The 14,176-nt window shown below is 34.4% G+C and carries 14 protein-coding genes; 12 read left to right on the top strand and 2 right to left on the bottom strand.

Annotated elements, in window-relative coordinates:
* Positions 1-27 precede the first annotated feature (27 nt).
* The 12 genes from GJV76_RS04050 (at position 28) to GJV76_RS04105 (ending at position 13,225) form a co-directional block, all read left to right on the top strand.
* Positions 28-603 (top strand): adenylate kinase, encoded by a 576-nt coding sequence (locus GJV76_RS04050; RefSeq protein ID WP_155091360.1) that lies wholly within the window; start codon positions 28-30, stop codon positions 601-603.
* A gap of 82 nt (positions 604-685) precedes the next feature.
* Positions 686-1,690: a GTPase ObgE gene (gene obgE / locus GJV76_RS04055; protein ID WP_155091361.1), complete on the top strand. Its 1,005-nt coding sequence runs from the start codon at positions 686-688 to the stop codon at positions 1,688-1,690.
* Positions 1,691-1,850: 160 nt separating this feature from the next.
* The gene (gene mbhE / locus GJV76_RS04060) at positions 1,851-4,169 is read left to right on the top strand and encodes a hydrogen gas-evolving membrane-bound hydrogenase subunit E (RefSeq protein WP_155091362.1); all 2,319 of its coding nucleotides are present in this window, start codon (positions 1,851-1,853) and stop codon (positions 4,167-4,169) included.
* Entirely contained in the window at positions 4,147-4,590 is a 444-nt protein-coding gene (locus GJV76_RS04065; RefSeq protein ID WP_155091363.1) for a Na+/H+ antiporter subunit B, read from the top strand. Before mbhE ends, GJV76_RS04065 begins: the two co-directional genes overlap by 23 nt.
* Positions 4,591-4,601: 11 nt before the next feature.
* The gene (locus GJV76_RS04070; RefSeq protein WP_155091364.1) at positions 4,602-4,955 is read left to right on the top strand and encodes a Na+/H+ antiporter subunit C; all 354 of its coding nucleotides are present in this window, start codon (positions 4,602-4,604) and stop codon (positions 4,953-4,955) included.
* Positions 4,952-6,463, top strand: a complete 1,512-nt coding sequence (locus GJV76_RS04075; protein ID WP_155091365.1) for a proton-conducting transporter transmembrane domain-containing protein — start codon at positions 4,952-4,954, stop codon at positions 6,461-6,463. Before GJV76_RS04070 ends, GJV76_RS04075 begins: the two co-directional genes overlap by 4 nt.
* A 7-nt stretch (positions 6,464-6,470) precedes the next feature.
* The gene (locus GJV76_RS04080) at positions 6,471-6,953 is read left to right on the top strand and encodes a Na+/H+ antiporter subunit E (protein WP_155091366.1); all 483 of its coding nucleotides are present in this window, start codon (positions 6,471-6,473) and stop codon (positions 6,951-6,953) included.
* Positions 6,950-7,225 carry a cation:proton antiporter gene (locus GJV76_RS04085; protein WP_155091367.1) on the top strand — a complete coding sequence of 92 codons (276 nt, stop codon included), beginning with the start codon at positions 6,950-6,952 and terminating at the stop codon, positions 7,223-7,225. The genes GJV76_RS04080 and GJV76_RS04085 overlap by 4 nt, the downstream gene beginning before the upstream one ends.
* Positions 7,218-7,589, top strand: a complete 372-nt coding sequence (mnhG, locus tag GJV76_RS04090; protein WP_155091368.1) for a monovalent cation/H(+) antiporter subunit G — start codon at positions 7,218-7,220, stop codon at positions 7,587-7,589. Before GJV76_RS04085 ends, mnhG begins: the two co-directional genes overlap by 8 nt.
* 94 nt (positions 7,590-7,683) lie before the next feature.
* Positions 7,684-9,837, top strand: a complete 2,154-nt coding sequence (locus GJV76_RS04095) for a S46 family peptidase (RefSeq protein WP_155091369.1) — start codon at positions 7,684-7,686, stop codon at positions 9,835-9,837.
* 90 nt (positions 9,838-9,927) lie between these two features.
* Complete coding sequence (locus GJV76_RS04100; RefSeq protein WP_155091370.1) at positions 9,928-10,941, top strand: hypothetical protein; 1,014 nt, start codon at positions 9,928-9,930, stop codon at positions 10,939-10,941.
* Positions 10,901-13,225: a hypothetical protein gene (locus GJV76_RS04105; protein WP_155091371.1), complete on the top strand. Its 2,325-nt coding sequence runs from the start codon at positions 10,901-10,903 to the stop codon at positions 13,223-13,225. The genes GJV76_RS04100 and GJV76_RS04105 overlap by 41 nt, the downstream gene beginning before the upstream one ends.
* A gap of 55 nt (positions 13,226-13,280) precedes the next feature.
* On the opposite strand, the gene GJV76_RS04110 is transcribed toward GJV76_RS04105, so the two are convergent.
* Positions 13,281-13,661: a hypothetical protein gene (locus GJV76_RS04110; RefSeq protein WP_155091372.1), complete on the bottom strand. Its 381-nt coding sequence runs from the start codon at positions 13,659-13,661 to the stop codon at positions 13,281-13,283.
* 14 nt (positions 13,662-13,675) lie between these two features.
* Positions 13,676-14,110 carry a DUF4190 domain-containing protein gene (locus GJV76_RS04115; protein WP_155091373.1) on the bottom strand — a complete coding sequence of 145 codons (435 nt, stop codon included), beginning with the start codon at positions 14,108-14,110 and terminating at the stop codon, positions 13,676-13,678.
* Between the last annotated feature and the right edge of the window lie 66 nt (positions 14,111-14,176).

Below are 14,176 nucleotides of genomic sequence, written 5' to 3' on the forward strand. Positions count from 1 at the left end.
ATACACTAACAGGATAAACAATACATAATGATTGCAATCGTTTTATTTGGAAAGCCAGGTGCAGGAAAAGGAACACAGGCTGAATTTCTTAAAGAAAAATATAACTTAACTCACATTTCAACAGGTGACGTGTTTCGTTACAATTTGAAAAATGGAACAGAGTTAGGTAATCAAGCTAAAGTATTTATTGATAAAGGGGAACTAGTTCCTGATTCAATTACGATCAATATGTTAGCTGATGAAGTAGCTAAGAATATGGATAAAGCTGGGTTTTTATTTGACGGATTCCCAAGAACGATAAAACAAGCAGAAGCTTTAGAAGCATTGTTGGAGGAGAAAGGTATTGACTTTGTAGGTACAATTGGTCTTGATGCTAATGATGAGGTATTAGTAGCGAGAATCTTAGAAAGAGGTAAGACAAGTGGTAGAGCTGATGACCAAGATGAAACTAAAATCAGAAACCGCTATAAAGAATACAATGAGAAAACAGCACCTCTTATTGAGTTCTATAATAATAAAAATCAATATGCTGCTGTTGACGGGATTGGATCAATAGAAGAAGTGACTGAGCGTCTAAGTAAAGTTATAGATACTTTAGTATAAGCACTTTTGTATTTGAAAAAATACTATTTTTGCAGCCCAAAACTTTTTACATATTGTAAAGAGTAATAATAATAAAAGAAAGATGACTGAAGGGAATTTTGTCGATTATGTAAAAATATATGTTGCCTCTGGAAAAGGAGGTAGAGGATCTACACACTTACACCGCGAAAAATTTATTGAAAAAGGAGGACCTGATGGAGGTGATGGAGGTCGAGGTGGACATGTTTATATTGTAGGTAATGAAGGTCTTTGGACTTTGTTTCACTTAAAATTCATGCGCCATATTAAAGCAGGACATGGAGGTGATGGTGGTAGTTCAAGAAGTACTGGTGCTGATGGTGAAGATAGAATTATCGAAGTACCTCTTGGAACAGTTGTAAAAGATAAAGAGACAGGAGAAGTTCTATTTGAAATTACAGAACACGGAGAAAAACAAATTGTAGCTTTAGGAGGTAAAGGTGGTTTAGGTAACTGGCACTTTAGATCTTCTACTAATCAAACACCGCGATATGCTCAGCCAGGATTATCTGGACAAGAGTTAGATGTGATTTTAGAGTTAAAAGTGTTAGCAGATGTTGGACTAGTTGGATTTCCAAATGCAGGAAAATCTACACTTCTATCTGTTTTAACCTCTGCAAAACCTAAAATTGCGGATTATCCGTTTACAACTTTGAAGCCTAATTTAGGTATTGTGGCTTATCGCGATTTTAAATCTTTTGTGATTGCAGATATACCTGGTATTATTGAGGGTGCTGCTGAAGGAAAAGGTTTAGGACATTACTTTTTAAGACATATAGAACGCAACTCAACTTTGCTTTTTATGGTGCCGGCAGATGCTGATGATATCAAGAAAGAGTATGAAATTTTAGTTGATGAATTGCGTAGATATAACCCAGAAATGTTAGATAAAGATCGTCTTTTGGTTGTTACTAAGTGTGATATGCTGGATGATGAATTGAAATCTGAGTTAAAAGAACAACTTGATTCTGAATTAAGCGGAGTACCGTATATGTTTATTTCTTCTGTGGCTCAGCAAGGGCTTACAGAATTAAAAGATAAACTATGGGAAATGTTGAATAAAAAATAGTTAATTAAGGATATTCTATTTTAATCCTTAGAGCCAAGAAAAAGTGTAGAAAAATTAGCGTTAATTATTGTTCTACGGCAAGTTGCAGTCATATTTTTATTTTTTTTTGTCTATATTTACCACTAAACTGGAAATATGTAATTAGAGAAATATAACTTATATGCTAACATTAATTTTTCTCACTTTTGTACTTGCTTTTATAGTACTATTTTTGAAAGAGTTCGTAAGAACTAAATATGTTGCAATAATATCCCTACTTCCATTTTCAATTTTTTTATATCTATTATCTTTTTTACCAACAATAAAAGATGGTACAAGTAGCCTAATTTATACGACTGACTGGGTTCCTTCATTGGGAATTAGTTTGGATTTTAAATTTGACGGATTATCTGTTCTTTTTGGGTTATTGATTTCAGGAATTGGAACATTGGTATATTTATATGCAATTTCTTATCTAAAGGGGCATCCGCTCTTACATCGCTTTTTATGCTACCTCACTATATTTATGGGGGCCATGTTAGGTGTTGTTACTTCAGATAACCTTATCACACTGTTTATCTTTTGGGAATTAACGAGTATTAGTTCCTTTTTCTTGATAGGATTTAACAATGAGGAAGAAGAATCCCGTAAAAGTGCTTTATGGGCTTTTTCAATCACTGGTTTAGGAGGTTTTTTCCTTTTGTCTTTTGGGATAATTGTTGGAACTATTACAGGAACTTACTCTATAAGTGAGTTGCTAAACCACAGTGATGTATTAAAAGATAGTCCATACTATTTATTAATCATCTTATTTTTGTTTGTGGCTGCTTTTACAAAGTCAGCTCAATTCCCTTTTCACTTTTGGTTACCTGGAGCAATGAAGGCTCCGACACCTGTATCTGCTTATTTGCACTCCGCTACAATGGTGAAGGCAGGAGTGTTTTTAGTGGCGAGGTTTACTCCTATTTTAGGAGGGGAGTTTTACTGGAATACAATTTTACTTGTGGTAGGAGGAGTGACTATGTTGTTTGGTGCTTTTCACAGCGTGTTCCGAAAGGATATGAAGGGTATTTTAGCTTATTCGACTATATCTGCTTTAGGTTTGTTGATGTTTCTATTGGGAATCGGAACAGAATTAGCAATGTATGCTATGGCGGTATTTGTGTTAGCGCACGCGTTGTATAAAGCTGCCTTTTTCTTAATCACAGGTATTGTTGATCACGCGTTACACACAAGAGATATCAATGAGTTGAGTGGACTGCGTAAGCACTTTCCTTTGCTTGCAGTAACAGCTGTTATTGCAGCTTTATCATGTGCGGGAATTCCTTTGACTTTTGGTTTTATTGGTAAGGAACTCATTTATGAAAGTGGATTGCACTTTTCGGATGACAGTTGGATATTGCTCATTACTGGAGCACTCTTTATTACCAATGTATTTTTGACTGCATCAGGTTTTTTAATTGGGTTTAAACCCTTTTTTGGCAAAGGTATGAAGAAGGTGCGCATTGCTCATAAGCCAGATTGGATGTTATTGACTCCTACGATAGTATTGAGTTTCTTTACTTTGTTATTGGGTATTTTTCCGATTATCGCCTATAAGGAGATTATACTTGCTGTTTTTGCTTCTCTTAATAGAGAAGTAGTTGAGATGCCTTTAAAGATTTGGCATGGTGTTAATAGTAGTTTGCTATTAAGCGGATGTACGATACTATTAGGAAGCATTATTTATTTTGTATTCAAAAAGTGGAAGAATCCGATGTGTTTTGTCCAGCGTTTTGATCGATTAGCTCCTCAGCATATTTTTTCTATACTGGCAGAAAAGTTCAGGTTACTCGCTTATAAGTATACTTTTATCTTTCACAGTAGTTATCTGAGATCGTATTTGGCTGTAATTATTGTTTTTTTCATCGGCTTGGTAGGATATAAATTGTTTACAGACGTGCCTTTGCGAGTGAATACAACAGGGCTATCGGAGTTTAGGATCTATGAGTTAGTTGTATTTTTGATAACGGTAGTGGCTGTAATATTTGCTATTAATACTTCTTCGCGATTGACTGCTATTGCAGCTACAGGAGTTGTAGGATATTGTATTTGTTTGATATTTGTCTTTTACGGTGCTCCAGATCTTGGTATGACACAGTTTGCAATCGATACGTTGACAACTGTTTTGTTTGTATTGGTCTTGTTCAAGCTTCCGCCATTTCTAAGATTCAATAATCGAAGATTACAGATTCGTGATGCTGTTATTTCTATCTCATTTGGAGTGTTAATCTCTATTATCACTCTTCAAGCACTTGTCTCTCCAGCAGATAAGGATATAAGTAGGTTTTATGCCGAGAATGCTTATGTACTTGCGAAAGGGAAGAATGTAGTAAATGTTATTTTAGTTGATTTTAGGGGGTTTGATACAATGATTGAAACTATTGTGTTGTCAATCGCTGCATTAGGGGTTTTCAGTATGTTAAAATATAAAGAAGATGAAGAAGAACTCGAGAATTAGAAAGAGAAGGTTAGACACTACGATTTTGCGAACGGCAACCAACTATTTGTTACCGCTCTTGCTGTTGTTTTCTTTGTTTGTATTACTTAGAGGACATTACCTTTCGGGTGGTGGATTTGTAGGAGGGTTGATCGCATCTATTGCTTTTGTTTTACACTCTTTTGCATATAGTACAAGACGCACACTGAGATTGTTTCAAGTGTCGCCTTTATTGTTAATACCTATAGGACTAACGTTGTCATTTGTCAGTGGCTTTTTACCAGTTATTTTGGGTTCTCCTTTTTTGACCGGTATTTGGTTTGCTGATTCAGTGGCTGTAATTGGTTCTGTAGGAACAGCACTTTTTTTTGATATAGGAGTGTATTTAGTAGTAATTGGAGTAGTATTGACAATATTGTTTACTATTTCAGAAAATGTATAAGAGAGAAGAATATGGAATTACTTTTAGTAGCATTAGTAGGTATTTTATATTCAGCAGGAATATACTTAATACTTAGAAGGAGTATGGTGAAATTACTTTTGGGGTTTATGATGCTTGGAAATGGAGCTAATATTCTCATTTTCTTGATGGGAGAACTGACCAAAGGTAGAGCGCCAATTATAGATGGGGATAGTATTCATTTTACGGATGTGTATGCAGATCCTGTACCACAAGCGTTAATCTTAACGGCTATTGTGATTAGTTTTGGATTAACAGCTTTTGCAATTATTCTATTGAAGAAAGTTCACGCAACAACAGGTACTGATGATCTCGATTCTCTTAATGTACAAGATTTAGATATATGATTTCGAACTTTATTTTAGCACCTATACTTGCACATATGTTAACTGCTATTGTCTTGATGTTCTTTTGGAAGAATGTGCAAGCGCAGAAGACAATTAGCGTTATTGGAAACTGTATTGCTTTCCTGGTTAGCTTGAGATTGTTTGCATTGGTATGGGAGAATGGAAATATGACAATGCAAATGGGAGGTTGGCAAGCTCCATTTGGAATCACTTTTGTTAGTGATACGCTTAGTGCAACAATGGTTGTACTAACTGCTATTGTATCTTTGGCTGTAGGTGTATATTCTACAGCAGCAACAAATATTAGTAGGATAAGATATGGGCACTTTTTTATTTTCCATTTTCTTATTATGGGATTAATGGGAGCCTTTTTGACAGGTGATATCTTTAATCTCTATGTTTGGTTTGAAGTTGTGATTATATCTTCATTTGTGTTGTTAACCTTAGGAGGTAAGAAAAGGCAAATGGAAGGGGCTGTAAAGTATGTAACCATGAATATGTTGGCCTCCTCTATATTTTTGACTGCTATCGGGATTTTATATGGAATCACGGGTAGTTTGAATATTGCGGATTTGCCAGAGCACGTAGCAGCGGTAGAAAACAGGGGATTGGTGACAGTAACTGCTTTATTGTTCTTCGTTGGGTTTGGTATTAAATCTGCGGTGTTCCCTATGTATTTCTGGTTGCCATCATCCTATCATACTCCCCCTTCAGCGATTGGTGCTGTATTCGGTGGGTTATTGACAAAGATGGGGGTTTACTCTATGTTGCGTATTTTTACTGTTGTCTTTGAACCAGATGATTTTATCCTTGGTGTGTTTATTGTTATTGCAATTTTAACGATGATTAGTGGCGCATTAGGAGTAATCAATAAAAGGAATATGCGTCGTATATTTTCCTATTTCATTGTATGTCATATAGGGTATCTGATTGCTGGTATTGGTATCTATACGGAGTTGGCTTTAGTAGGAGTAGTGTTTTACTTGATTCACGATGTGATTGTCAAGAGTAATTTATTCATGATGAGTGGAATCATTCAAAAGATTCGAATGACCCAAGATGTGTACCGCTTAGGTGGTTTCTATAAAGATTACCCAAGGTTATCACTTGTTTTTGCTGTTATCTTGTTTTCACTTGCAGGTATTCCACCTTTATCAGGTTTTTGGCCCAAGATAATGTTGTTTCAAGAAGCATTTAAACAGGAGAGTTATGTGTTGTTGGCGACGTTGATTTTTGCCAGTTTTATTACCTTGTTTATTGTAGCCCGTATATGGTCTGAAGTTTTTTGGAAAGATCTGCCAAAACCTAATGCAGAAGAGATTGACCACTTTGCTACTTTTCACAAGAGAGGAAAGATTGCCTTGGTTTTACCTGTAGTAGGATTGGCGATGGTATCTTTGTTTATAGGTTTGAAGGCATCATTCGTTTTCGAAATAACCGAACGCATTGCTTATGAATTAAAGAATCCAAGTATTTATATAGAATCAGTGATGCATCACTTAAAATAGGGAGAGTATGTTAAAGTATTTTTTATTAAACTTATTACTGGCATTTGTTTGGGTTGCTCTAACGGGACAGCTGAACTACTCTAACTTTATATTTGGTTCCGTAGCAGGTTTCTTTATTTTGTGGATGCTGACGCGTAGATCCAATATGGCAGAGAAAGAGTATTTCTATCGCGTACCTAAAATATTAGTTTTCATTCTGTATTTTTTATATGATATGATGGAAGCAAATTTAAGAGTAGCTATTGATGTAATGACACCGAATTTCCACACAACTCCAGGTATTATTAAGTATCAACTGGATGCCAAAACGGATTTTGAGATTACAATGCTGACAAATATTATTGCACTAACGCCTGGTACAATGGTAATGGATATTGCAGATGATAAGAGCTATGTGTATATACATACGATGTATTTGAAAGACAAGAAAAAGTTCGTCAAGAATATGAAAGAACGTACGGAAACTAAATTATTAGAGATATTGCGATGACAGTAGATGATTATTTATTATATGTTATAATGCCTATTATCAGTTTGTCTTTGATATTTATTTTTATCAGATTTATTAAAGGACCAACTGTTGCAGATCGCGTAGTCGCTTTAGACTTATTGATTACGGTGGGTGTAGGAGTGATAGGTTTATTCAGTTTGATTGCTGATAACCCTATATTTTTGGATGTGGCTATCATTTTGGCTCTAATTGCCTTTTTAAGTACAGTAGCCTTTGCATTTTATTTAGTTAAAAGAAATAGAGATGATTGATATTTTTATAATGATACTTTGTACGGTAGGGGCTATCTTCGTGTTGATCGCTTCGATAGGAATTGTGAGGATGCCTGATTTTTACACCAGGTTATCTATCACTATTAAAGCTGCGACCTTGGGTATAGGATGTATTTTAGCAGGTGCTGCAATTCATTTTTCTGAGTTTTCTACTACTACAAAAGTGTTGGCTATTATATTTTTCTTGTTTATTACATCTCCAGTAGCTGCATTTCTTATTGCGAGAACGGCCTATATTACTGGAATTAAATTATGGGATAAATCTGTAGTCGACGAACTACAAGATCGCTATGATAATAACAATAACATACCGAATAAGGGGTGTAAAGAAGACGAGGAGTAAAGAGTCTTGTTTAGTAGCGTTTGAATTATTTTTTTTATTGTGAAGAAATCTATTGAATTACTTTTATCTTCGCAATCTAACATCTATAACAATTATGAAAAAAATCGTGTTATTTTTATCAGCATTATTATTTGTATTACCTGTAAAGGTTAAGGCTGATGAAGGAATGTGGTTCTTGATGTTTCTTGAGCGTTTGAATCAACGTGACATGGAAAAAATGGGACTACAATTAACTGCTGAAGAAATCTATAGTATTAACAATCATTCATTAAAAGATGCTATTGTGCAATTTGATGGAGGTTGTACAGCGGAAATCGTATCAAGTCAAGGTTTAGTTTTAACAAACCACCACTGTGGATATGATAAAATTGCTAATCTATCTACGCCTGAAGATGATATTCTAACAAATGGATTTTGGGCAAAGGATAAGCAATCTGAAAGAGAGGCAAAGGGACTATCTGTTCGCTTCTTTGTTCGTATGGATAACGTTACAGACCGTATTTTATCTGTAGTTGATGACAAGATGTCTGAATTAGATAGAGAAAAAGCAATTAACAAGGAGATTGCTAAGATTCAAAAAGAGAATGATGAAGGCGGAAAATACACTGTTTCTGTTCGTTCTTTTTTTCAAGGAAATGAATTTTACTACTTTGTTTACCAAGATTACACTGACGTTCGTTTAGTAGGTACACCTCCAAATAGTATTGGAAAATACGGTGGTGATACTGATAACTGGGAATGGCCAAGACATACAGGTGACTTCTCTATTTTTAGAGTATATACTGATAAAGAGGGGAACCCTGCGCCATATTCACCAGAGAATATTCCAATGGCTCCTAAGCACTATTTACCTGTTTCTACAGCTGGTATTAAAGAGGGAGATTTCTCTATGATCCTTGGATATCCAGGACGTACAAATCGTTGGATGCCTGCTCAAGGTGTTGAACAAAATATCAAGTTTGCGTATCCTGCTTGGGTTGAAGGGTCTAAGTTAGGTATGGATGTAATGAAAAAGTATATGTCTGAAAATGACGAAGTACGTTTGAATTATGCCTCTAAATATGCTGGTGTTGCAAACTATTGGAAAAATAGACAAGGGATGATTGATGCCTTAACACAGCATCAAACTGTAGCAGTAAAAACGGAGAATGAAAAGGCATTTGACAGTTGGGCTAACAAAGAAGAAAATAAAGCAAAATATGGCGATGTAATAAATGATATCAATGCGTATTATGCTGCGACTAATGAAAAAGCACGTCATGATAATTATTTGATCTCTATGATGAGAACATCTTCTATGGTGGCTATTCCATACAGATTGGCTGGTGGAGTTGAGAAATTTGCCTTAGGAAAAAAATCTACTCGCGATGAAATGCGTGGAGAGTTTGAAGATTTTGCATCAAATTTATATAAAGGTAAATATGAACCTTTAGAAAGAGAAATGTTGGCAAAACAATTAGAACTTTACGTTTCTAAATCCGAAGGATATGAGATTGCACCTTATGTAGCTCAGATTCAAAAGGAGTATAAGGGCGATTTTACAAAGTTTGTCAATGAAGCATTTTCAAAGAGTATTTTTGCTAATATCAATACATTAAAGGCATTTTTAGATAAACCAAAAGGTGTCGTTATTTCAAGAGATCCGTTGTTTAAATTGTCTTTGGCTTTAATGGAGAAAAGCAGACATAAAACAGAGGAATTAGCTAAGTTAGAGGACAAGTATCAAAAGGCATTTAGATTATTAGTTGACGGATTGCAAAAGAGTAATCCTGATAAAAAGTATTACCCAGATGCAAACTCAACCCTGCGTTTAACTTACGGTACTGTTAAAGATTTACCAAGAGGAAAGAAGGTGAATGATGCAGCGGAAAATTGGTTTACTACTTTGAAGGGAACAGTTGCTAAACACATACCAGGCGATGAGGAATTTGAAAATCCTCAAAAGTTAATTGATTTGTACAATGCAAAAGATTATGGACCTTATGCGGATAAAGCGGGACATCTACCAGTTAACTTCCTAACTAATCACGATATTACAGGAGGTAATTCAGGATCTCCAGTGTTAAATGCAAAAGGAGAATTGATTGGTTTAGCTTTTGATGGTAACATTGAAGCTATGGCAGGAGATGTTATTTACGACCCAGAACTACAAAGAACAATCAATGTGGATATTCGCTATGTACTTTTTATCATTGATAAATTTGCTGGAGCTAAACACATCGTTGATGAAATGACAATAGTAAAGTAATTTGATTTACAGAAAAATATTTATCTTAAGAGCACCTGATTTCAGGTGCTTTTTTTTGCATCTTTGTACCGTGTAACCTAAGTTTAAGGTATGAAATTCATCTTTTTTTTATCCTCTTTTATTTTATTGATCAGTTGTAGTAAGCAACCCAATAAATTAGAAGGTGAAACCAAGCTCTCTTACTACTATTGGAAGACTACTTTCGAATTAGATAGTATAGAGAAACAATCTATTCAAGAGCTTAATGTCACTAAATTGTATATGCGTTACTTTGACGTTGCAATGCAAAATGACGTGGCAATACCTATAAGTCCTATCCTATTTAAAGAGAAAGTGAGTGAAGGTATTTCGATCGTCCCTGTGGTTTATATTAAAAATGAAGTGATGCTTCGAAATAATATTAATCTTCAGGCGTTAGCACAGAAGATCGTTCACTTCATTAAGCAGGTGAATGAGCGGAATGCACTCTCCATTACAGAAGTACAACTTGACTGTGATTGGTCATTACAATCTCGAGAAAACTTTTTTACTTTAATAGAAGAAATTAAGAGAATAGAACAGTGGAAAGTTTCGTCTACTATTCGCTTACACCAGATTAAATATGCTGAGAAAACAGGAATACCCAATGTTGATCATGGTGTCTTGATGTATTACAATATGGGTAGTATAGCTGCGGATAGCCTTAACTCAATCTACGATAGGAATATTGCAAATAAGTACATCGCTTATATCAAAGGATATCCTCTGCGCCTAAACTATGCTTTGCCAATCTATTCTTGGTTGATTCAGAGTAGAAAAGGTAAAGTTGTTCGGATGATTAGCCGCATACGCTTAGAAGATGTGTCAGCAAATGACGCTTTTAAATTAGTGAATGCTAAGCAGTTTGAAGTGGTCAAAACAGGGGATTATTTCGGACAGTTTTTTAGACAAGGTGATCTTATTAAGATTGAAAGTATTACTTCAGAACAGTTGTTAGAAATGAAAAAGGACCTATTAAAGGTGAGTAATGCTTGTCCCAATGAAATTATATTATACGATTTGAATTCAAAAAATATAAACTCTTATGAAAAAGAAGTATTTAAAGAACTTATTACTTGCAAGTAGCTTCTCTGCAGTTGTAGGTGTAGGTATTTATAGTTATGCTTGTGCAGATGGGTATTGGAGTTACGCTATGACTTCCTCTTTTACGCCTGAAGCATTCGTTGATAAATCTTATCAACCCATGTTTTTTGCTCCTTACGAACGGTTTTACAATAATCAATATATTTCGAATACGGATGTTTTTCACAATAATATTGTAGAAGATTGGAGTGTGTATTTAGGAAATAAGGTTTCTAAAGAAGCTATTGCTTATTACCTATTGGATGATTCAGATAGTGAGAATAATAGTCGATTACTGTATTTAGATTTGAATAAGAAAAAGAATAAATCAGGTAAATACGGTTTAGATTTAAAAGATGAAAGAGTAATGAATTTTGTTACTTTTTTGAATATTGCAAAACGGATAGATGCCTATAGTAGTCGTACATATGATTATTGGAATTATTCAGAGTATGTAGAAATTCCTGTGGACAATGATATTGTGACTTTATCACAGCAATTCTACGATAAAATGAATAAGTCAGATAAGTTTTTTAGTAACCGCATGTGGTTTCAAGTGCTAAAAGCAAAGTTTTATTCGGGTAATCGTCAGTCTGTCATAAGCTATTTTGAGCGTACAGCACATAAACAAGAAAAGAACACATTGTATTATAGAGGACTTGGCTATGTGGCAGGTGCTTATTATCAAGCTGGAAATTATGAAACCTCTAATCTATTGTATGCTGAAATTTACAATGCTGAACCTCAATTACGTCAAATAGCCACTTATAATTTTAAACCATTAGATAACACTGCTATCCAAAGGATAGTAGAAATGACAGATGATGTTAATGTACAAACTGCTATTTGGGCTATCATGGGGTATTATAAAGATGAGATTAGCAGCATGAAACAAATTTATGCTATTGATCCGAGTAGTCCACATATTGATTATTTGTTAACGAGATGGGTTAATGTACAAGAGCAGGAAGTCAATATTCCTACGGAGCATAGGTTTAAATCTAAAGCAGATTATTTTAAATCTGTCGAAGGAAAGATTGATCAAAGTACATATCAATGGATAAGGGATGTTAGCAATAAAAAACAGAAACTACACAATCCTGTGTTGTGGAAATTAACGCTGGCCTATTTAGATATTTTTCAAGGAAACTTTAGCAGTGCATCAAAGTATTTGGAGGATGCTAAAGCGTTAGTGAAAAGTGATGATGTAATGATTCAAGATCAGATACGTTTATTTTCTTTAATCAATGCTGTTTCTCAAGTTGAAAAAGTGGATTCAAAGGTGGAGGCACGTCTTTTAACTGAAATGCAATGGTTGTTTCAAAATTTGAATACGCGTGATTATTCAGATCCTTTTAGATATGAATATGCAGCACATTGGGTGAAACGCTTTCTTTCAACAGTGTATAAAGAGAATAATAATACTATTATGGCTGAAGTATTAGTTTCAGAAGGACCTTCTTATTACAGTAATTTGAAGCAATCTCGTGAAATGGAAGAGTACCTATTGAGCAAGAATAAAAGTGCTTTCGAACAATTGTTTGTTGATAGTTATGGGTTTAATCTAAGTGATATTTATGAAAGTCGTGCGCTGTATTTTTTCTATCAAGATAAAATTGAGGAAGCTATTGTTGAAATGGAGAAAGCACAGCCTGTCAAGAGAAAAAATGCTTATTTTTCTAATGAATATGAGACCTTATTATATAAGGATACTGAATTATTAGGAAATCCATTTAACGGAAATATCAAAGATTGTAACGATTGTGATCATCAAGCAAAACAAAGAGTGAAGTATACCAAGCTTTCTTTCTTGAAAAAAATCAAGGAAATGAAAGATAAGATTGCAAAGGGAGAAGATGTTTATAATAATGCTCTTTTATTAGGTAATGCGTTTTACAATACGACTTACTTTGGAAATGCAAGGGTGTTTTATTACAATAGTATCCTAAACGAATATGGCAGTAACTCTATTAGTAGTAACAATAAAGCTATCTTATTAAGTATGAAGTTAGCTGAAAAATACTATGCAATTGCCCAAAAACAGGCTACTACAAGAGAACAAAAAGCGAAGTTAGCCTATTTCGAAGCAAAAATTGAGCGAAACAATTTTTATGTAAAAGAATACCATAGCAAGGATTATTATTACGGCGCGTGGGGGGATGATATTATGTTTAAAAAGTGGAAGGGATTCGCTAAATTGAAAGAACAGTATAGCGACACGAATTTCTACCAAGAAGTAATTCAGGAATGCGAATACTTTGATCGTTATCAGGCAAGTAGAAGATAATGTTTTTTATTTATAGGGTAAATAGTATTTATTATCTGTATTTACATGTGTTACTTTACCCAAGGAGTAAGGGAAAGAATGCATACGCAAATAAGAGTGTAAGCACCGTTATATCTAATATAAAAACTTTTTTACTCGTGAACCATTGCAAGACAATTGTGCTGAGTATTCTCGTAACAAAGGCATAGATGAAGAATGTAAATATGCGTTGACTATATGGATTAATGTATATGGTCTGGCTATACCCCTTTTGCATAATTGAGATAAAGTCTCTCGTCAAACCTCTACTTCTACAATATTGGATAGGCATTCCTTCACAAGAGGAACGTATATGGATTCCACTTATGTCTGTAAAAGCTAAGATGCTGATATAGCCAAATAAGATTGCAAGTAAGGCAGCGAATATACTATTGATCAGTACGTATTCTCTCTTCAAGATATTAATTGTATTTAATCGTCTTCTTCTGTATCTTCTGTCCAAATGTATTCTGTATCTTCTTGTATGCTATCCGTTTGATATTCATCTTGATATAGTGTATTGTCGTAGTATGAGTTTGTATTATCTATATCTCTGGCAACAGAAGTTAATGCCGCAGCAAATATGGTATGCCAGACAATACAAATAAGCATTCCTACACTGCCAACGACTGTGGCTGCGATAGCAAACCCCTTAGGAGTACGGTTTTTTGTAGTCTTGCTAATCGCTACGATTCCAAGTATTAATGAAGGAATTAAAAACAACAGAGCAAACCAGTAAAAACATGGGATAAAAGAGGTGATTAAACCTATAATACCCAGTACTAAACTGATAATCTCTAAAGTGTAGTCAGGTGATCTTTGGGGATACTGGTTGTTATTTTGGTATTCGAAATTTTGATTTTCCATAGTTTTAAATTTTTGTTAAAATTAAACAATAAAATTGATTTTCATTCTACTGCATTTTTATTTCTA

Source organism: Myroides albus, from assembly GCF_009711045.1.
Classification (GTDB): Bacteria; Bacteroidota; Bacteroidia; order Flavobacteriales; family Flavobacteriaceae; genus Flavobacterium; species Flavobacterium album_A.